The organism is Kribbella sp. NPDC050241, from assembly GCF_044459685.1.
Classification (GTDB): Bacteria; Actinomycetota; Actinomycetes; order Propionibacteriales; family Kribbellaceae; genus Kribbella.
Genome location: NZ_JBITJE010000002.1, coordinates 1,342,708 through 1,361,265 on the forward strand (window position 1 = coordinate 1,342,708; position 18,558 = coordinate 1,361,265).

Consider the following 18,558-nt stretch of genomic DNA (forward strand, 5'->3'; position numbering starts at 1 on the left):
AGAACATGGCTGGTGGCGGTAACAAGGCCGTGGTGGCGGCATTGCTGGCGAACACCGGGATTGCGGTCACCAAGTTCGCCGCCTGGGCACTGACCCAGTCGGCTTCGATGCTGGCCGAGGCGATCCACTCGCTCGCCGACGCCGGCAACCAGGTGCTGCTGCTGGTCGGCGCCAACCGGGCCAAGCGGGAGGCCGACGACCTGCACCAGTTCGGGTTCGGCCGCGAGCGCTACGTCTACTCGTTCATCGTCGCGATCGTGCTGTTCAGCGTCGGCGGCCTGTTCGCGTTGTACGAGGGCTGGCACAAGGTGCACGATCCGCACCCGATCGAGAACTGGAAGTGGGTGCCGGTCGCGGTGCTGCTGGTCGCGATCGTGATGGAATCGCTGTCGTTCCGGACCGCGATCGTCGAGGCGAACAAGCTGCGTGGGCACGTGTCCTGGACCAGGTTTGTCCGCAACGCCCGGGCGCCCGAGCTGCCGGTGATTCTGCTGGAGGACTTCGCCGCCCTGACCGGTCTGGTGCTGGCGCTGATCGGCGTCACCCTGACGCTTGCCACCGGCAACGGTGTGTTCGACGGCCTGGGCTCGATGGCGATCGGCGCGCTGCTCGTCTGTGTCGCGATCTTCCTGGCGATCGAGATGAAGTCGCTGCTGCTCGGCGAGTCCGCGACCCGCGAGGCACAGCAGAAGATCGTCGACGCGATCGAGAACACGTCCGGCGTGCAGCGGCTGATCCACATCAAGACCCTGCACCTCGGCCCGGAGGAGGTCCTGGTCGCCGCCAAGCTCGGCGTCGAGCCGACCGCCGACGCCGCGGTCGTGGCCGAGACCATCGACGCCGCCGAACGCGCCATCCGCGCGGCCGAGCCGATGGCCGTCCACATCTACCTCGAGCCCGATGTCTATGAGGAGAACCACGTCCCCGACGAGCGCCCCGCCGTCCCCGAGGCGCCGTCGCACTAGGTCACGGCCGAACGCTTCCGCTCCAGGCGCTGCAGGTCCGGCCATCTGACGTCGTACGCCCAGCCGAACTGCTCGAAGCGCCTGATCAGCCAGGCATTGATGTCGACCTGCCCCTTGAGCACACCGTGGCGTGCGCACGTGGGGTCGGCGTGGTGCAGGTTGTGCCAGGACTCGCCCTGGCTCAGGATGGCCAGCCACCAGACGTTGCCCGACCGGTCCCGGGCGGTGAAGGGCTTCCTGCCGGTGACGTGACAGATCGAGTTGATCGAGAACGTGACGTGGTGCATCAGGGCGACGCGGACCAAGGAGCCCCAGAAGAATCCGGTGGCGGCGCCCTGCCAAGACCGGTCCCACAGCCCGCCGATCAGCGCAGGCGCCAGCAGGGAGATCGCCGCCAGTCCCCGAAAGTGCCGCGAGATCGACGTCAGGTCGCGGTCGTTCAGGAGGTCCGGCGCGTACTGCGCAGGGTCGGCGCGATCCTCACCCCACAGCACCCACCCGGCGTGGGCGAAGACGAATCCCTTGGTCACCGCCCACGGGCTGGTGCCGTAGCGCCACGGTGAGTGTGGATCTCCGTCGCGATCGGAGAACTTGTGATGTTTGCGGTGGTCGGCCACCCAGCGCACGACCGGTCCTTCGAGCGCCAGGCTGCCGGCGATCGCCAGCCCGATCTTGAGGCCGCGCCTGCTCTTGAAGGAACCGTGGGTGAATCCCCGGTGGTAGCCCGCGCCGATCCCGGTCGTGGTGATCGCGTAGAACCCGACGAGAAGGACGATGTCGTGCCAGCCGATCCAGCCGCCCCAGGCGAAGAAGGCCCCTGGCACCAGGGCGAGCGTGGGCACCACGATGAACACCCAGATGAGCCCGCGCTCGAGCTTTCCGCCGACGGCCTGGAACTCTTCGGGAGACGACTGATCGGACCCTGCTGCTGAAGTCATCTGGACACCCCGGATGTACGTCGTTGGAGTGTGCCGGGGACTGGGGCAACGAAGGACGTCGCTCCGGGTTTCGGCGGAGCGTGCTGCTTCGGACCATACCCATGGTTCACGCCCGCGGAACCACTACCGGGGCTTGGGCGGGAGGACGCCGGAGCGGCCGAGCCAGCGCAGCGCGCGGTCGCGGTCGATCTGGGACTGGGTCGGCGGTGTGGTGAGCCGTCCGGTGCGGTAGCCGAGGTTGCGGATGTCGGCCGCGACGGACGGTTCGGCCAGGGCCCTGAGGGCGAACGCCAGCGCCGCCGGCGTCACGTCGTACCGGCGTTCCAGGTCCAAGGCGAGCTGGACGGCGGCGAGGTCGCGGTCGTCGTACTGGCGTTGTGCGGTCTGCCCGGAGCGTGAGCGGGGAAGCAGGCCGAGGGCCTCCCGGTACCGGAGCATCCGGGGGGTCGTGCCCAGTCGCTTGGCGGCCTCGGTGATGCGCATGGGGACAATCTTGACATTTCGGTGTTAGAAACGCGCCATAGGCGATCAATCGGTAGGGTTCGGACCTCTAGGCTCTGGCACGCAGGAACACGTAGGAAGCAATCAACAGTCTGCAGGGGAGCGGGAACGGTATGACGTTCGATTACAAGGTGGCGGACCTCGGTCTGGCCGAGTTCGGCCGCAAGGAGATCCGGCTGGCCGAGCACGAGATGCCCGGCCTGATGGCGATGCGCGCGCAGTACGGCGAGAGCAAGCCGCTGTCCGGCGCGCGGATCATGGGCTCGCTGCACATGACGATCCAGACCGCGGTGCTGATCGAGACGCTGACGGCGCTCGGAGCCGAGGTGCGGTGGGTCTCCTGCAACATCTTCTCCACCCAGGACCACGCGGCCGCCGCGGTCGTCGTCGGCCCGGACGGCTCGGCCGACGCCCCCGCCGGTGTCCCGGTGTTCGCCTGGAAGGGCGAGACGCTGGAGGAGTACTGGTGGTGCACCGAGCAGGCCCTGAAGTGGCCCGGTGAAGAAGGCCCGAACATGATCCTGGACGACGGCGGCGACGCCACCATGCTCGTCCACAAGGGCACCGAGTTCGAGAAGGCCGGCGCAGTACCGGACCCGTCGACCGCGGACTCCGAGGAGTACGCCGTCGTGCTGTCGGTGCTGACCCGCACGCTGACCGAGGACCCGCAGCTGTGGACCACCATCGGCCAGGGCATCAAGGGTGTCACCGAGGAGACCACCACCGGCGTGCACCGGCTGTACGAGATGCACAAGGCCGGCGCGCTGCTGTTCCCGGCGATCAACGTGAACGACTCGGTGACCAAGTCGAAGTTCGACAACAAGTACGGCTGCCGGCACTCGCTGATCGACGGCATCAACCGCGCCACCGACGTCCTGATCGGCGGCAAGGTCGCGGTCGTCTGCGGGTACGGCGACGTCGGCAAGGGCTGTGCGGAGTCGCTGCGCGGCCAGGGCGCCCGGGTGATCGTCACCGAGATCGACCCGATCTGCGCGCTGCAGGCGGCGATGGACGGCTACCAGGTGACCACCCTGGACGACGTGGTCGGGATCGCCGACATCTTCGTCACCACCACCGGCAACAAGGACGTCATCACCGCCGACCAGATGGCCGCGATGAAGCACCAGGCGATCGTCGGCAACATCGGCCACTTCGACAACGAGATCGACATGGCCGGCCTGTACAAGGTCCCGGGCATCGAGCGGGTCAACATCAAGCCGCAGGTCGACGAGTTCCGCTTCGCCGACGGACACACGATCATCATCTTGTCCGAAGGCCGCCTGCTGAACCTCGGCAACGCAACCGGCCACCCGTCGTTCGTGATGTCGAACTCGTTCACCAACCAGGTGCTGGCCCAGATCGAGCTGTTCGTGAAGACGGCCGACTACCCGACCGAGGTGTACGTGCTGCCCAAGCACCTCGACGAGATGGTCGCCCGCCTCCACCTCGACGCCCTCGGCGTCAAGCTGACCGAGCTCTCCAAGGAGCAGGCCAGCTACCTGGGTGTTCCGGTCGAGGGCCCGTACAAGGCCGAGCACTACCGCTACTGATCCCCACCCCCACGAAAGGCGCCCCGCCACCCAGCGGGGCGCCTTTTCGTTGTTGGCTAGGACGACTCGTTGCTGCCAGGCGCTGCCCAGCCCTGAGCGTTGACTGCGGCGGGACGCACGTCCAGGACCGGCCGGGGTACGGCGAAGGGGCCTGGTGGAGCCGGTGCCGGCGGGGGCAGGACGCCGTACGGGCTGGGTGGGGCGTAAGGCGCGAAGGGACCGGTGTGGGCGGGGCGGGCGGTTGCCAGGCGGTTCAGCTCCCGGCGGCGGCGTTCGGCCAGTACGGCGGACAGGTACGCCGGAGCGATGAGCGGCACCGGTGGAGCGGGTGCGGTGACTTGGCTGACGCGGTAGGCCAGCGCATCACCCAGTGCGATCCGGGCGTCCGGCTGGAGTTCGGTGAAGCGCCCGAGGTAGTCCCGGGCCGTGTTGGCGAGCTCGTCGGACAGCCGGGACAGCTCCAGCGACTGCGCCCACTGCACCAGATGGCCGGCCACGAACAGCGGCGGCGACGTCATCGGCTGGTGCCGTTCGCGGATCACCACTGTGCCCGAGACCATGTCGCCGATCCGCTTGCCCTGCTTGTTCATCAGGCTCGCCACGATGCCCGGGCAGGCCGCGAACCACGGCGCGAAGTCGACGAAGAACCAGAACAGCGTCCGCACGAGCGCGTGCCGGAACCGGATCGAGCTGCCGTCGTCGCGGACCACCTTGAGCCCGAGCACCATCTTGCCCAGGGTGCGGCCGCGGGTCAGCGTCTCCATCACCACGCGGTAGCCGACCGCGACCAGCAGGATGACGATGAAGATCAGCGACACCGCGAGCGCCTCGCTCGCATCCCCACCGACCAGGAAGCCGGTGAGCAGCGAGATCAGCACGCTCAGCACGATGAGCTGCAGGATCACGTCGATCGCACACGCCAGCGCCCGCGTCGGCATCCGCGCGATCCGGACCTGGAGGACGACCGCCTCCCCGGTGACCAGCTGAGACACTCCGTCGCCCCCTCCCTGTCCCGACACCCTGTCGAGCTAGTCTGCCAGCGCAAGGAGCCAGCCAGGGGAGGAGGTGCGCTGTGGACGTCGAGGCGTTCGTCTCGGTGCACCAGCCGCAGTGGGACCGGCTGGCCTATCTCACCCGTCGTCAGCGGCGTCTGAGCGGTGCTGAGGCCGAGGAGCTGGTCACTCTGTACCAGCGTGTCGGCACGCACCTGGCCGCCCTCCGGGCCGCCGGCGCCGACCCGGTCTCCATCGGGCGGCTGTCCGGCCTGATCGCGGACGCCCGTGGTGCCGTCACCGGCGCGCAAGCACCCGTCTGGCGCGACATCTCGAAGTACTTCCTGGTCAGCTTCCCGGCCGCGCTGTACGCGTCCAGACGCTGGTGGGTCACGATCGGCCTGATCTTCTACGTCGTTGTGGCCTGGTCGGCCTGGCGGATCATCTCCCACCCCGAGGTGGTCGACTCCATCGGTACGCCGGACCAGATCCAGCAACTCGTCGACCACGACTTCGAGTCGTACTACTCGGAGAACCCGGCCCGGGACTTCGCGCTGCGGGTCTGGATCAACAACGCGACCATCAGTGCCGCGGTGCTCGCGCTCGGCATCTTCCTGATCCCATCCGTCTTCATCCTCTGGGACAACGCGCTCAACCTCGGCGTCAGCGCCGGGCTGATGATCAGCCACGACCGGGGCGGCCTGTTCTTCAGCCTGATCACGCCGCACGGCCTGCTCGAGCTGACCACGGTCTTCGTCGCCACCGCGGCCGGTCTCCGGCTCGGCTGGTCCTGGATCGTGCCCGGCGCGCGGACCCGGATGCAGGCACTCGCCCAGACCGGCCGAGCGACCGTTGGGATGGCCATCGGCCTGGCCGCGATCCTCCTGGTCACCGGTGTGATCGAAGCGTTCGTCACACCGTTCCTCCCAGGCCCGGTCCGGATCACGATCGGCATCCTGGCCGAGCTCGGTTTCTTCGTGTACGTCTGGACCCTCGGACGCCGCGCCGCCCGCTCCGGCGAGTACGGCGACATCGACGAAGCCGACCGCGAAGCCACCGCGCCCGTCTCCGCCTGACCGTTTGCCCGTGGGCACCGGGGTTGGGTGAAGACTGCCCAAGAAGTCCGGACGAACCACTGGTACGGCGTCGCGATCACCGTCGGGTTGATCGCGTACGGCGTCGTGTACCTGCTGATCGCGTGGATCGCACTGCAACTCGCCTGGGGCAAGTCGTCGGAGGAGGCCTCCCAGCAGGGCGCGCTGCAGGAACTGGCCGGCAAACCGCTCGGCGGCGTACTGCTGTGGATCGTCGCGATCGGCCTGTTCGCACTGGTGATCTGGCGTGCCCTCGACGTCGCGTACGGCGATCTGGACCTCTCGCAGACCGTGTCGGCGGTCGGGCGCGCGATCGTCTGCCTGGTGCTCGGAGTGAGCGCGGTGAAGGTTGCGATCGGCTCGGGCGGCTCCAGCTCCGGTCAGCAGCGCACCTTCAGCGCCCGGCTGATGGAGAACGGCGCCGGCCGGGTGCTGATCATCGTGATCGGCATCGGCATCGTGGCCGTCGGCGTACACCAGCTGTACAAGGCGGTGACGAAGAAGTTCACCGAGGACCTGGTCGGCGGAGTCTCCGACACGACCATCCTGCTCGGCCGGATCGGGTACGCCGCGAAGGGCATCGCCTTCGTGATCGTCGGCATCCTGTTCGCCTGGGCCGCGATCGACTACGACCCGCAGAAGGCCGGCGGCCTCGACTCCGCGCTCCGCACGGTCAAGGACCAGCCCTTCGGTCCGGTCCTGCTGACCGTTCTCGCCCTCGGCCTGGCCGCCTTCGCCCTCTACGCGTTCATCTGGTCCCGCAACGCCCGCAAGTGATCAGCCTCCTGCCGCCCGTACACGGTGAGGTCCATCAGGGCGTAGCTGTAGTCCGCCCGACCAGCAGCCGATCCTGCTCGGCGGCCGGGTGACCGGTCCATCGGGACCGGTATCCGGCTTCCCGACAGCTAGCCGATCGGTACGTCGCGCCGCCTCCAGCCGACCAGGCCGATGAATCCGACGACGACCGTGATCGCCAGCAGGACGATCAGCGGGGTTGCGGACAGTGAACCGCCGGGGAGGCGGGGGAGGTGGGTGAACGGGGAGATGTCGTTGAGCCAGTCGGCGAGTTGGACGCCGGCGTTGGTGAAGCCGATCAGGATGCAGATGCCGGGACCGGCCCACGCCGCCGGGGAGATGCGCGGGAAGAGGCCGAAGATCGCGAGGGCGATCGCGGCCAGCAACCACACGGCGGGCAATTGACCCAGGGACGCACCGATCAGCCGGGGAATCTGCTTTCCGACCTCGTCAACGGCCAGCCCATACGCGAGCCCGGCGGTGAGCCCGGAGGCGAACAGTGCCAGCGCCGGACCGAGCACCCCGAACAGCAGGTGACTCGAGGCCCACCGCAGCCGGCCGGTCGCGGTGGCGAGCACCGGCTCGGCCCGTCCACTCGTCTCCTCTGCCCGCAACCGCAGTGTCGCCTGGACGGCGTACGCGGACGCGATCAGCCCGAGGATCGTCATCACCCCGGCGAAGAACGAGTCGATCAACCCGGCCGAACCACCGAGCCGCTCGAACATCTCCTTGGCCTTCGGTTCGTCACGCAGGAGGTCGCCGACCCCTTCGGCCACACCGCCGAACAGCAAGCCCAGCAAGGCGAATCCGATCGTCCACGCCGCCAGCAGTCCGCGATGCAACCGCCACGCCAGTCCCAACGGCGAACCCAGTTTTCCTTCGGCGGGTCCCAATCGGGCCGGCAACAGTCCGGCCCCGACATCTCGCCGTACGGCGAGATTGATGGCGACGGCAACGAGTACGGCGGTTGCCGCGAGCATCACCACGGCCAGCCACCAGCGGTTCTCGCCGTACGGGTGGATGCGTTGCGCCCAGGCGATCGGCGACAACCAGGACAGCCACGCCAAGGGGCCGTCCGTGTGCGCGCTCGTGTCGCCCGCGGCCCGCAGAACGTACGCCGCCCCGAGCACGCTGATCGCGATACCCCTGGACGTTCCGGCGTTCGCGGACAGCTGCGCGGCGACAGCACCGACCGCGGCGAAGAACCATCCGGTGGTGGCGAATTCGGCGCCGATGGCAACGGATCCGGACCACGGCAGGTCCTGGCTGTGCATGCCCAGGGCAAGCAGTACGCCGAGCACCAGGGTCGCACCGAACGTCGACAGCAGGGCGGCCGCTAGTCCGGCGTGCCGGCCGACCACACTCGAGCCGAGCAGCTCGCTGCGGCCGGTCTCCTCCTCGACGCGGGTGTGCCGGATCACCGTGAGCAGGCTGATCAGCCCGACCATCACCGGCACGAAGCCGAGTCGCCAGGTGACGAACTCACCGAGACTCGTCCCGGACAGTTCGCCGTACAAGGTGATGAAGCCGGCGTTGTTCGCGTAGTCGAGGCGCGACTGCGCGGTCGGGAACAGTTCGCCGTACTGCTTGACGTAGCTCAGCGGGATCGCACACAGCACCACGATCCAGATCGGCAGGATGATCCGGTCCCGGCGCAGGATCAGCCGGATCAGACCGCCGGTGCCGGCGAGGGTCTTCATTTCGCCGCCTCCGGTTCGTACAGCCGCAGGAACAGCTCCTCCAGCGACGGCGGCTGACTGACCAGACTCCGTACGCCGATCTCCGTGAGCCGGCGCAGTACCGGGTTGATCTCGTCGGTGTCGACGTCGAACCGGACCAGGCCGTCCTCGACGCGCAGGTCGTGGATGCCGTCGAGCTCGGCGAGTCCGTTCATCGCGCCGACCAGCTCGGCCCGGATCGATGTCCGGGTCAGGTGCCGCAGCTCGGACAGGGTGCCGCTCTCGACGGCGCGGCCGGCCCGGATGATCGTGACCCGGTCGCAGAGTGCCTCGACCTCGGACAGGATGTGGCTGGAAAGCAGGACCGTCCGGCCATCTCGGTCGCTGACCTCCTGGACGACCTCGCGGAACACCTCCTCCATCAACGGGTCCAGGCCCGAGGTGGGCTCGTCGAGCAGCAGCAGTTCGACGTCGGAGGCCAGCGCCGCGACCAGTGCGACCTTCTGCCGATTGCCCTTCGAATAGGTGCGCGCCTTCTTGCGCGGGTCGAGGTCGAACCGCTCGAGCAGATCCGCCTTGCGCTTCTTGTCCAGCCCGCCGCGCATCCGGCCGAGCAGGTCGATCGCTTCGCCGCCGGACAGGTTCGGCCACAGCGTCACATCGCCCGGCACATAGGCGAGCCGCTTGTGCAGCTCGGTGGCGTCCGACCACGGATCGCTGTCCAGCAGCCGTGCGGTGCCGGAGCTTGCCCGGGTCATCCCGAGCAGGATCCGGATCGTGGTGGTCTTTCCCGCGCCGTTGGGGCCGAGGAAGCCGTGCACCTCACCGGTTCGCACCGTGAGGTCGAGGCCGTCCAGGGCGCGGGTTCGCCCGAATGTCTTGACCAGACCTTCCGTGCTGATCGCAGCCGGCATGATCAGTTCTCCTCAGATTTCTTCCGTAGTTGTTCGGCTTGTTCTTCGGTGATCAGGGGGATGGTGAAGACCTCCATCAGCCCCTGGCCGATCCGGGCGTACCCGGCCGGCGTGGTGATGTCCTCGCCCAGCGCCTTCGAGACCTGGTCGCGGAAGACGAAGACGCTGAGCTTGATCGCGGCCATCGCCGCCGCGTAGGCCCGGCGGTCGGTGGGGTGGATTCCGTAGGCGGTGGACCACTCCTCGATGCTGTCGACGGCGCCGAGGAACAGCGCGGCCGCGGTCTCCGAGCCGTCCATCATCGAGCGGACCAGGTACAGCTGCAGCGGGAACACCCGGGGATGCAGCATTGCCGGGTCGAGGCCGGCGACTCCACCCGCATCGGTGAGCTCCTCGCCGACCTCCAGCATCCGTTCCTTCGCGTACTGGTCGCAGGCGTCGCGCAGCGCCTCCTTCGACCCGAAGTGATGCCGCACCAGCCCCGACGAGACGCCGGCCTCGGCCGCGATGTCGCGGATGCTCGCGCCCTCGATGCCGCGCTCACCGAACAGGCGGATGGCCGCGTCCCGGATCCGGGCTCGCGCGGTCAGGTCGTCGATCCGACGGTCCATGGTGCTCCTCTCGCTACACACAAGAGCAAACTCTTACACGGGCGTGTAGTCAAGTGGAAAATGATTACGACTTCTGGAAACAGATATGTGACAAAATTCCGCATCTCGTTGACAGGAGAGCGCTTGCTGGTGTGGTTTCGTCACCAAACCAACACGCAGGGTGGAAGGTGGGGCGGATGAGGAAGCTGTTCGCGGCAATCGCGGCGCTGGGTCTGCTGGTGGTGTCTCCCGGTACGGCGCAGGCCGCCGAGCCGGCGAAGAAGGTCGTGAAGGTCGGGGTCACCCAGTCGGTCGACTCGATGAATCCGTTCCTGGCCGTGCGGCTGGTGACCGGGGCCATCCAGCGGTTGATGTACGGCTTCCTGACCGTGCCCGACTCGAAGACGCTGCAGCCCAGCCCGGATCTGGCCGAGTCCTGGAAGACGTCGCCGGACGGGCTGACCTGGACCTTCACGATCCGGCAGGCGAAGTGGACCGACGGGCAGCCGATCACCGCCGACGACGCGGCCTGGACGTTCAACAAGATGATCACCGACGACGCCGCCAAGTTCGGCAACGGTCCGGCGGTGGCCAACTTCGCGAGCGTGACCGCGAACGGCCAGGAGCTGACGATCAAGCTCAAGACCCCGCAGGCGTCGATGCTGGACAACCCGGTCCCGATCATGCCCAAGCACATCTGGGAGAAGGTCAAGGACATCTCGAAGTACGAGGCCGACGAGTTCCCGACCGTCGGCAGTGGCCCGTACAAGGCGGTGGAGTACAAGAAGGACCAGTTCGTCCGGCTCGAGGCGAATCCGGACTACTGGCGCGGCCGGCCGAAGATCGACGAACTGCAGGTGATCTTCTACGACAACCCGGCCGCCTCGATCGTCGGTCTGAAGAAGGGCGACATCGACCTGATCGGCCGGCTGAACCCGCCGGACTTCGAGGCGCTCAAGGGCGACGGCAACATCGTCCAGTGGAACACCCAGGGCCGGCGGGCGTCGTACCTGCAGATCAACCACGGCGCGACCACCACCGACAACAAGCCGATCGGTGACGGGCACCCGGCACTGAAGGACGTGCGGGTGCGGACCGCGTTGCACTACGCGATCGACAAGCAGAAGCTGGTCGACGAGGTGCAGAACGGGCTGGCCAAGCCGGCCGACGGCTCGATCGTCCCGCCCCTGTACAAGGACTTCTTCTGGGAGGCCAGTGGCGGCGAGAAGGTGACGTACGACGTTGCCAAGGCCAACAAGATCCTCGACGACGCGGGGTACAAGAAGGGGCCGGACGGCATCCGGACGATGCCGGACGGGTCGCGCAAGCTGCAGTTCCGGTTCAGCATCCACACCGACACCCCGATCGAGGACAAGCTGGCCGAGTACCTGACCGGCTGGTTCAAGGAGATCGGCATCGGCCTGAGCACCAAGCGGCTCGACTCCACCAAGTTCACCGAGGAGACCGGCGTCACCGCGCTGTTCGACATCGCGATCAGCGGCTGGTCGGTCAACCCGGACCCCGAGGAGGTCCTCGGCACGCACCTGTGCAGCCGGCGTCCGACCGCGTCCGGCGAGGGCGGCGGGACCGAGTCCTTCTACTGCGACCCGCAGTACGAGGATCTGTACCTGCAGCAGCAAAAGGAGCTCGACCGGCCGAAGCGCGCCGCGATCATCAAGAAGATGGAGGAGCGGCTCTACACCGATGCTCCGGTGATCGCGCTCTACTACCCGAACGACCTCGAGGGCTACCGCAAGGACCGGATCGCCAGCATCACGCCGATCCCGGAGGACAACGGCCTGCTGTACGGCGGCAGCGGGTACTGGCCGTTCTACACGGTCGACACGGTCACGGCGGACGGTGGTGAAGACGGCATCGGCGGCGGGGAGCTCGCCGGCATCATCGGTGGCGTCGCGGGTGGTGCCGTGGTGGTTGCCCTGGGCGCCTTCGTGATGATGCGCCGCCGCCAGGACGTCGCCGACGAGCGCGAATGACGGTCACCCAGCCGGCCGTGGAGGCTCTGGAGGAGAGCCCGGCCCGCTACGGTCTGCTCCGGTACGCGGCGGCCAAGGCGGGCGGGGCCCTGCTCAGCATCGCGATGGTGATCGTCGCGACGTTCTTCCTGTTCCGCTTGCTGCCCGGCGATCCGGTGCGGGCCCTCGCCCAGGGCCGCAACATGACACCGGAGCAACTCGATCTGGAACGGGCCCGGCTCGGTCTGGACAAGTCGATCCCCGAGCAGTTCGTGCATTTCGTCAAGCAGACGCTGCAGTTCGACCTCGGGACCTCCTACGAATACAAGCGGCCGGTGATCGACCTGATCGGGGAGCGAATCGGCTCGACGCTGCTGCTCACGGGTACGGCGCTGGTGATGGCGGTCAGCCTCGGGATCTGGCAGGGGGCCCGGGCCGGGTGGAAGCCGGGCAGCCGGTTCGACAAGTTCTCCACCGCGATCTCGCTGGTGCTGTGGTCGGTGCCGACGTTCTGGCTCGGGCTCCTGCTGCTGATGGTGTTCGCGGCCGGCATCGGGCCGATCCCGGGCGTCTTCCCGACCCGCGGTATCTCCAGCGTGGACGCGCCGGACGGGTTCGGGTACGTGCTCGACGTCGCGCAGCACATGGTGTTGCCCTGCCTGACCATGGTCGCGGTCGTGTATGCGCAGTACCTGCTGGTGATGCGGTCGTCTGTGCTGGACGAGGTCGGGCAGGACTACATCACTACGGCGCGCGCGAAGGGTTTGCGTGACGACGACATCCGGCGGAGGCACGCCGTACCGAACGCGTTGCTGCCGACCGTGACGCTGGTGTTCATGCGGATCGGATTCGTGGTCGGCGGCGCGGTGACGGTCGAGGCGATCTTCAGTTGGCCGGGGCTCGGGCAGCTGTTCTACGACGCGATCCGGGTGCCGGACTTCACGCTGATGCAGGGCACGTTCCTGTTGATCACGGTGTCGGTGATCGTGATGAACACGCTGGCGGACGTCGTCTACCACGTCCTTGACCCGAGGGTGAGGTCGGCATGAGCAGCGTGACGTGGGTCCGGCGGCAGCGGGCGTTGCGGCGGTTCTTGTCGGAGTTCCGCATGCACAGGGCCGGGATGGTGGGGCTTGCCATCCTTCTGGTCGCCGTGGTGCTGGCGCTGATCGCGCCGCTGTTCATCGACGCCGGCGTGACGAACGTGGTCAGTGGGACCCGGGAGAAGATGGCGCCGCCGAGTATCGACGACCCGCTCGGGACCGACGAGTCCGGGCGGTCCGTGCTGCTGATGATCTGGTGGGGATCGCGGACCTCGCTGCTGATCGGGTTCCTGGCCGCGCTGCTCAGCATGGTGATCGGGACCGTGTTCGGTATCGCGGCCGGGCACTTCCGGGGGTGGGTCGGCGCGATCATCCTGCGCATCACCGACTGGTTCCTGGTGCTGCCGTCGCTGGTCACCGCGCTGGTCCTGGCCGCGATCCTCGGCGGCAGTACGGCGACCATCATCGTCGCGATCGGCGTGACGTCGTGGCCGTCGACGGCGCGGCTGATCCGGGCGCAGACGCTGGCGGTGGAGGCGCGGCCGTACATCGAACGGTCGCTCGCTCTCGGCGCCGGTCACTGGCACATCACCACCCGGCACGTGCTGCCGAACGTCGCACCGTTGCTGCTGGCAAGTACAACGCTGGAGGTGGCGAGCGCGATCGTGACCGAGTCCACGCTGGCGTTTCTCGGTGTCAGTGCGAACAAGACCTCGTGGGGGACGATGTTGCGCGGTTCCTACGACTGGGGTGCGGCCACCGCGGGAGCGTGGTGGTACATCCTGTTGCCCGGTCTGTGCATCGTGCTCGTGGTGATGGCATTCACCTTGTGTGGAAGGGCTTTGGAGTCCGTACTCAATCCCCGGCTGCGGACGAGGGTGGCGTGATGAGCCTGCTCGAGTTGGACGACGTGTCCGTCACGTATCGCATTGCCGCCGGCGACGTTCCCGCCGTACGCGGAGTGTCGTTGTCGCTGGAGGCGGGGGAGGCTGTCGGGCTGGCAGGTGAGTCGGGATCCGGCAAGTCGTCGGTGGCGATGGCGTTGCTGAGGTTGCTGCCGCGGTCGGCGCGGGTCGACGGGCGGATCCTGCTGGACGGCGAGGACGTCCTGGCGATGAAGTGGGGCCGACTGCGCGCGGTTCGCTGGTCGGAGGCGTCGATCGTGTTCCAGGGTGCGCAGCACGGGCTGAACCCGGTGCAGCGGATCGGTGACCAGATCGCCGAGCCCTTGCTTGTGCACAGGCTGGCGACTCCGTCTGAGGCCGCGTCGAGGGTGCGGGAGCTGCTCGAACAGGTCGGGCTGCCGGCCTGGCGGACGAAGAGCTATCCGCACGAGCTGAGTGGTGGCCAACGGCAACGAGTAATGATCGCGATGGCGCTGGCCTGTTCGCCGCGGCTGATCATCGCCGATGAGCCGACGACCGCCCTGGACCTGATGGTGCAGGCGCAGGTGCTGACCTTGATTCGGAAGTTGATCGCTGAGCATGACATCTCGCTGCTGATGATCTCGCATGACCTGTCCGTGCTGGCTGAGGTGTGCGACCGGCTGGCGATCATGTACGCCGGTCGGCTGGTCGAGGCGGGTCCGTCGTCAGGGGACTTCCGGCACCCGTACAGCCAGGCGCTGGCGGCTGCGTTCCCGACGGTTGGTGATCCGGCGTCGCGGCTCGCGCCGCGCGGGCTGGCCGGCGATCCGCCGGATCCGCAGCACTTGCCTGGCGGCTGTGCGTTCCATCCGCGCTGCCCGGTTGCTCTGGACGACTGCTCGACGGCTGCCGTCGACCTGCGCCCGGCCGGTCCGGGCCGGACGGCCGCCTGTCTGCTCGTGGGGAGGGATCTTGCTAGAGGCAACTGATGTGAAGGTCGAGTTCGCTGGTCGTGGTGGTCGGCGGGCCCGGGCCGTGGATGGGGTCAACCTGTCCGTCGCGCCGGGCGAGATCGTCGCGCTGGTGGGCGAATCCGGGTGCGGCAAAACGACACTCGCCCGTACCTTGCTCGGCCTTGAACGCCCGACGTCCGGCCAGATCTCGTACGACGGGACGCCGTTGAGCTACACGGGGCGTCGGCTGCGCGCGTTCCGGCGGCAGGTGCAGTTGGTGTTGCAGGATCCGATGGGATCGTTGAACCCGCGGCAGACCGTGTACGAGGCGGTCGCCGAGGGGCCGCGGATCCACGGGCTGCCGGACGAGGAGACGGTCGTCGCGGAGGCGTTGTCGCGGGCGGGTCTGCGGCCGCCGGAACGGTTCTTCCTGCGCTATCCGCACGAACTGTCGGGAGGTCAGCGGCAGCGCGTGGTGATCGCTGGTGCGCTGGCGCTGAGTCCCAAGGTGCTGATCGCCGACGAACCGGTCGCGTCGCTGGACGCCTCGGTGCGCGGCGAGATCCTGTCGCTGCTGCTCCGGCTCCGGGACGACCTGGGTCTGGCCGCGCTCGTCGTCACGCACGACCTGGGACTCGCCTGGAACATCGCGGACCGGGTCGCCGTCATGTACCTCGGCCGCATCGTCGAGTCCGGCCCCGCCGAGGACGTCCTGACCAACCCCCAGCACCCCTACACGCAGGCCCTCTTGTCGGTTCTGCCCGAGTCCCCGGAACGCATCGTCCTCACCGGCGAACCCCCCGACCCCACCCGAATTCCCACCGGCTGCCGCTTCCACCCCCGCTGCCAACTAGCAGTCACCCAAGCCACCCCCGCCTGCCAAACCACCCCCCTCCCCATCCTCCCCGCCACCAACACCCCCCAAGTCGCCTGCCACCTGGCCCCCGTACGCGTGTCCACCTAGCCCACGCGCCCACCGCCGTACCTCACCAACCCACCCCACCCGCACCGCCGTACCCTCACCACCCCGCCCCGCCGCTCCCACCGGTGCCACGACAGCCGGCTCGGTCTCGGGTGAAGCGTGCAACTCGACAGGTAGTGCGCCTCCGATACGCCGTACACGGGGTGTGGGGTGCGCTCAGGTGCACTACCCCTGCGCCGGCACTACCTGTCCATATGCACACCCCACCCCTCAGCCAATAGTCCTTCCAGCCGTTGACAATAGTTAACGAGCCGTAGAACTATTGCCGTATGGTGGAAGATCAGGTCGATCGGTTCTTCGAGGTGCTGGCCGATCCGACGAGGCGGCAGGTGGTTCGGCTGCTGGGGGACGGACCACAGCGAGCCGGGCAACTCGCCACAGCGACCGGCTCGTCGTCACCGGCGATGAGCCGCCACCTGCGCATCCTCCTGGCGGCCGGTCTGGTCGCCGACGAACGCGGTCCCGACGACGCCCGCGTCCGGATCTTCCGCCTCAACCCGGAGCCCGTCGTCGCCGTCCAGGCCTGGCTCGACCAGGTCCAAGCCCACTGGCGAGACCAACTCACCTCGTTCAAACGCCACGTCGAGCAGAAGGAGTCATCGTGACGCAGGAATCTGTGAAGCCGTCGGCTACGGCTTCGGTTGAGGTTGCGACTGATCCGGCGACCGCGTTTCGGGTGTTCACCGAGGAGATCGATCTGTGGTGGTTGCGGAGTCCGATCAACTTCTGGGATTCCGGCCGGGTGATCGCGATGCGGTTGGAGCCGGGCGTCGGCGGGCGCATCCTGGAGGTCTACCGGACCGAGCCGGAGGACGCGCTCGAGCTCGGCACCATCACGGTCTGGGAGCCGGGTGAGTTGCTCGCGTACCGCAGTTCGGTGGACGACACCGAGACGCGGGTCAGCTTCGCCGCGATCGACGGTGGTACTCGCGTGACCGTCGTACAGTCGCTGGTCGAGGGTGGCGACAAGGCCTTCTACTTCTGGCCGAACGTGATCCGCTGGATTCCCGCCTGGGTCGCCCGTCGCGACACCGCGCAGCACACCCCGCGTGAGCTCGACCGGCTCGCAATCGGCTTGTACTACGAGGATCCGGCCGCCGCGGCCCGTTGGCTGCACACGGTGTTCGGCCTCGACTCCTGGGACACGATCCCCGCCGAGGGCGAGCACCCGTCCTGGATCGAACTGCACGTCGGCTCCGCCGCGGTCCTCCTCTTCAAGCGCACCGACCAGGCCGCACCGGCAGCCGACCACGACGTCTGGGTGTACGTCGACGACCTCGACGCGCACTTCGCCCACGCTCAGTCCAACGGCGCCAAGATCCTGTCGGACATCCACCAGTACGGCTACCGCTCGTACGACGCCGAAGACCTCGAAGGCCACCACTGGACCTTCGTCCAAGCCCGCCCAACCCAGCTGTGAGTGCGCGGTATTACAAGCGGCCGGCCTTTTTCAAGGAGAGGTAGGTGTCGGCCAGGGCGGGGGCTATGGTTTCGGGGTTTTCGTCGAGGACGGTGACGCCGGCTCGGGTGAGGACGGCGGTGACGCGTTCGCGGTCGAGGCGGGTGCGGGCGGCGGAGGCGGCGCCGTAGACCTCGAGCAGGTCGGAGCGGGTGGACTCGAGCTCGGTGAGACGCGGGTCGGCGACCGACGCCAGGACGATGACGTGGCGGCGCAGCAGTGGGCCGATCACCGGGAGGAGGGACTCCTCGATCACCGCCGGGTCCAGACCGGTCAGCAGTACGACGAGGGAACGCTGGCCGAGCCGTTCGAGCACCTGCGAGACGACGACGCGGAAGTCGGTCTGGACGAGCTCGGCCTCGACGTTCGCCAACGCGTTCACGAACGACGGCAGCACGTCCTCCGGCGCGGGACGTCGTACGTCGGCCCGGACCGCGGAATCGCAAGCCAGTAAGGAAACCCGGTCTCCGGCGCGGGTCGCGAGCGCGGCCAGCAGGAGCGCGGCGTCCATCGCGTGGTCGAGCCTGGGTGCGTCGCCGACCCGTCCGGCCGACATCCGGCCGGAGTCGATCACGATGGCGACCTGGCGATCGCGCTCCGGCCGCCAGGTCCGCAGTACGACGTTGCCGCGACGGGCCGTGGCACGCCAGTCGATGCTGCGTACGTCGTCACCCGGCACGTAGTCCCGCAGCGAGTCGAACTCGGTGCCCTGACCCCGCACCATCAACGCGGTCCGCCCGTCCAGCTCCCGCAACCGGGCCAGCCGCGACGGCAGGTGCTTGCGACTCTTGAACGGCGGCAACGCCCGCACCGTCCACGGCACCCGGTGCGACCCCTGCCGGCCCGCGAAACCCAGCGGACCGATCGATCTGATCGTCACCCGATCCGCCTGCCGGTCCCCGCGCCGCGTCGGCAGCAGATTGGTCGTCACCCGGCGGCGCTCGCCGTGCGGCAGGTTCAACTTGTGTGGCGGGTCTAGTACGCCGGCAGACGGCGGCCACGCATCACGCAGCAGACCACGCACTCGGCGGCCGGGGTTGGCCACCAGCAGGTTCACGGCAGCGTGCTCACCCAGTCGTACGGCGGTGTCGCCCTCGCGAGTCAGCTGGAGTCGCCGAGGCGAACCGGCCAGCAGCATGTCCACCACGCACACCAGGACAACGACCAGGATCACCAGGCCGACGCCACCCCAGCTCGGCATCGCCAGAGCGACGAAGAGGACTCCGGCTGCGGCCAGCAGCGCCGCCCTGTAGGTGAGCACCAT

General features: G+C 68.2%; 18 protein-coding genes. 11 read left to right on the top strand and 7 right to left on the bottom strand.

What is annotated here, in order from left to right:
* Nucleotides 1-5: 5 nt before the first annotated feature.
* Nucleotides 6-965, top strand: a complete 960-nt coding sequence (locus ACIBG5_RS14400) for a cation diffusion facilitator family transporter (RefSeq protein ID WP_396391991.1) — start codon at nucleotides 6-8, stop codon at nucleotides 963-965.
* Here ACIBG5_RS14400 and ACIBG5_RS14405 read toward each other — a convergent pair.
* Together ACIBG5_RS14405 and ACIBG5_RS14410 are read right to left on the bottom strand one after the other, a co-directional pair.
* Entirely contained in the window at nucleotides 962-1,903 is a 942-nt protein-coding gene (locus tag ACIBG5_RS14405; protein WP_396391992.1) for an acyl-CoA desaturase, read from the bottom strand. The genes ACIBG5_RS14400 and ACIBG5_RS14405 overlap by 4 nt on opposite strands.
* A 123-nt stretch (nucleotides 1,904-2,026) precedes the next feature.
* Complete coding sequence (locus ACIBG5_RS14410; protein WP_131516767.1) at nucleotides 2,027-2,386, bottom strand: MerR family transcriptional regulator; 360 nt, start codon at nucleotides 2,384-2,386, stop codon at nucleotides 2,027-2,029.
* Between the two features lie 131 nt (nucleotides 2,387-2,517).
* Between ACIBG5_RS14410 and ahcY the strand changes: the two genes are divergently transcribed.
* Entirely contained in the window at nucleotides 2,518-3,954 is a 1,437-nt protein-coding gene (gene ahcY / locus ACIBG5_RS14415; RefSeq protein WP_396391993.1) for an adenosylhomocysteinase, read from the top strand.
* 56 nt (nucleotides 3,955-4,010) lie between these two features.
* On the opposite strand, the gene ACIBG5_RS14420 is transcribed toward ahcY, so the two are convergent.
* On the bottom strand, nucleotides 4,011-4,946 hold the full coding sequence (locus ACIBG5_RS14420) for an RDD family protein (protein WP_396391994.1): 936 nt from the start codon (nucleotides 4,944-4,946) through the stop codon (nucleotides 4,011-4,013).
* 80 nt (nucleotides 4,947-5,026) lie between these two features.
* Here ACIBG5_RS14420 and ACIBG5_RS14425 point away from each other — a divergent pair, with 80 nt between their 5' ends.
* Nucleotides 5,027-6,022 carry a stage II sporulation protein M gene (locus ACIBG5_RS14425; protein WP_396391995.1) on the top strand — a complete coding sequence of 332 codons (996 nt, stop codon included), beginning with the start codon at nucleotides 5,027-5,029 and terminating at the stop codon, nucleotides 6,020-6,022.
* 27 nt (nucleotides 6,023-6,049) lie between these two features.
* Nucleotides 6,050-6,817: a DUF1206 domain-containing protein gene (locus tag ACIBG5_RS14430; RefSeq protein ID WP_396391996.1), complete on the top strand. Its 768-nt coding sequence runs from the start codon at nucleotides 6,050-6,052 to the stop codon at nucleotides 6,815-6,817.
* 128 nt (nucleotides 6,818-6,945) lie between these two features.
* Here the strand turns inward: ACIBG5_RS14430 and ACIBG5_RS14435 are convergent, their stop codons facing one another.
* Genes ACIBG5_RS14435 through ACIBG5_RS14445 form a run of 3 tightly spaced genes read right to left on the bottom strand, consistent with a single transcriptional unit; the run spans nucleotide 6,946 to nucleotide 10,039 of the window.
* The gene (locus ACIBG5_RS14435) at nucleotides 6,946-8,535 is read right to left on the bottom strand and encodes an ABC transporter permease (RefSeq protein WP_396391997.1); all 1,590 of its coding nucleotides are present in this window, start codon (nucleotides 8,533-8,535) and stop codon (nucleotides 6,946-6,948) included.
* Nucleotides 8,532-9,428, bottom strand: coding sequence for an ATP-binding cassette domain-containing protein (locus ACIBG5_RS14440; protein WP_396391998.1), 897 nt, complete (start codon nucleotides 9,426-9,428; stop codon nucleotides 8,532-8,534). Before ACIBG5_RS14440 ends, ACIBG5_RS14435 begins: the two co-directional genes overlap by 4 nt.
* Before the next feature lie 2 nt (nucleotides 9,429-9,430).
* Complete coding sequence (locus ACIBG5_RS14445) at nucleotides 9,431-10,039, bottom strand: TetR/AcrR family transcriptional regulator (protein WP_396391999.1); 609 nt, start codon at nucleotides 10,037-10,039, stop codon at nucleotides 9,431-9,433.
* A 176-nt stretch (nucleotides 10,040-10,215) separates the two neighbouring features.
* Between ACIBG5_RS14445 and ACIBG5_RS14450 the strand changes: the two genes are divergently transcribed.
* The 7 genes from ACIBG5_RS14450 to ACIBG5_RS14480 all read left to right on the top strand — a co-directional run bounded on the left by ACIBG5_RS14450 (nucleotide 10,216) and on the right by ACIBG5_RS14480 (nucleotide 17,255).
* The gene (locus ACIBG5_RS14450; RefSeq protein ID WP_360438225.1) at nucleotides 10,216-12,012 is read left to right on the top strand and encodes an ABC transporter substrate-binding protein; all 1,797 of its coding nucleotides are present in this window, start codon (nucleotides 10,216-10,218) and stop codon (nucleotides 12,010-12,012) included.
* Nucleotides 12,009-13,040, top strand: coding sequence for an ABC transporter permease (locus ACIBG5_RS14455; protein WP_396392000.1), 1,032 nt, complete (start codon nucleotides 12,009-12,011; stop codon nucleotides 13,038-13,040). The genes ACIBG5_RS14450 and ACIBG5_RS14455 overlap by 4 nt, the downstream gene beginning before the upstream one ends.
* Nucleotides 13,037-13,921 (top strand): ABC transporter permease, encoded by an 885-nt coding sequence (locus ACIBG5_RS14460; protein ID WP_396392001.1) that lies wholly within the window; start codon nucleotides 13,037-13,039, stop codon nucleotides 13,919-13,921. Before ACIBG5_RS14455 ends, ACIBG5_RS14460 begins: the two co-directional genes overlap by 4 nt.
* Nucleotides 13,921-14,889 carry an ABC transporter ATP-binding protein gene (locus ACIBG5_RS14465; RefSeq protein WP_396392002.1) on the top strand — a complete coding sequence of 323 codons (969 nt, stop codon included), beginning with the start codon at nucleotides 13,921-13,923 and terminating at the stop codon, nucleotides 14,887-14,889. The genes ACIBG5_RS14460 and ACIBG5_RS14465 overlap by 1 nt, the downstream gene beginning before the upstream one ends.
* Nucleotides 14,873-15,817, top strand: a complete 945-nt coding sequence (locus tag ACIBG5_RS14470; RefSeq protein ID WP_396392003.1) for an ABC transporter ATP-binding protein — start codon at nucleotides 14,873-14,875, stop codon at nucleotides 15,815-15,817. The genes ACIBG5_RS14465 and ACIBG5_RS14470 overlap by 17 nt, the downstream gene beginning before the upstream one ends.
* A gap of 287 nt (nucleotides 15,818-16,104) precedes the next feature.
* The gene (locus ACIBG5_RS14475; protein WP_393386833.1) at nucleotides 16,105-16,440 is read left to right on the top strand and encodes an ArsR/SmtB family transcription factor; all 336 of its coding nucleotides are present in this window, start codon (nucleotides 16,105-16,107) and stop codon (nucleotides 16,438-16,440) included.
* Entirely contained in the window at nucleotides 16,437-17,255 is an 819-nt protein-coding gene (locus tag ACIBG5_RS14480) for a VOC family protein (protein ID WP_396392004.1), read from the top strand. Before ACIBG5_RS14475 ends, ACIBG5_RS14480 begins: the two co-directional genes overlap by 4 nt.
* A gap of 10 nt (nucleotides 17,256-17,265) precedes the next feature.
* Here the strand turns inward: ACIBG5_RS14480 and ACIBG5_RS14485 are convergent, their stop codons facing one another.
* Nucleotides 17,266-18,558: a DUF58 domain-containing protein gene (locus ACIBG5_RS14485; protein ID WP_396392005.1), complete on the bottom strand. Its 1,293-nt coding sequence runs from the start codon at nucleotides 18,556-18,558 to the stop codon at nucleotides 17,266-17,268.

Excerpts from the sequence above, each read along its gene's own strand:
- ACIBG5_RS14460 (WP_396392001.1), top strand. The coding sequence starts at position 13,037 with ATGAGCAGCGTGACGTGGGTCCGGCGGCAGCGGGCGTTGCGGCGGTTC.
- ACIBG5_RS14405 (WP_396391992.1), bottom strand. The coding sequence starts at position 1,903 with ATGACTTCAGCAGCAGGGTCCGATCAGTCGTCTCCCGAAGAGTTCCAG.
- ACIBG5_RS14435 (WP_396391997.1), bottom strand. The coding sequence starts at position 8,535 with ATGAAGACCCTCGCCGGCACCGGCGGTCTGATCCGGCTGATCCTGCGC.
- ACIBG5_RS14400 (WP_396391991.1), top strand. The coding sequence starts at position 6 with ATGGCTGGTGGCGGTAACAAGGCCGTGGTGGCGGCATTGCTGGCGAAC.
- ACIBG5_RS14445 (WP_396391999.1), bottom strand. The coding sequence starts at position 10,039 with ATGGACCGTCGGATCGACGACCTGACCGCGCGAGCCCGGATCCGGGAC.
- ACIBG5_RS14465 (WP_396392002.1), top strand. The coding sequence starts at position 13,921 with ATGAGCCTGCTCGAGTTGGACGACGTGTCCGTCACGTATCGCATTGCC.
- ahcY (WP_396391993.1), top strand. The coding sequence starts at position 2,518 with ATGACGTTCGATTACAAGGTGGCGGACCTCGGTCTGGCCGAGTTCGGC.
- ACIBG5_RS14485 (WP_396392005.1), bottom strand. The coding sequence starts at position 18,558 with ATGGTGCTCACCTACAGGGCGGCGCTGCTGGCCGCAGCCGGAGTCCTC.
- ACIBG5_RS14410 (WP_131516767.1), bottom strand. The coding sequence starts at position 2,386 with ATGCGCATCACCGAGGCCGCCAAGCGACTGGGCACGACCCCCCGGATG.
- ACIBG5_RS14475 (WP_393386833.1), top strand. The coding sequence starts at position 16,105 with ATGGTGGAAGATCAGGTCGATCGGTTCTTCGAGGTGCTGGCCGATCCG.
- ACIBG5_RS14450 (WP_360438225.1), top strand. The coding sequence starts at position 10,216 with ATGAGGAAGCTGTTCGCGGCAATCGCGGCGCTGGGTCTGCTGGTGGTG.
- ACIBG5_RS14440 (WP_396391998.1), bottom strand. The coding sequence starts at position 9,428 with ATGCCGGCTGCGATCAGCACGGAAGGTCTGGTCAAGACATTCGGGCGA.
- ACIBG5_RS14455 (WP_396392000.1), top strand. The coding sequence starts at position 12,009 with ATGACGGTCACCCAGCCGGCCGTGGAGGCTCTGGAGGAGAGCCCGGCC.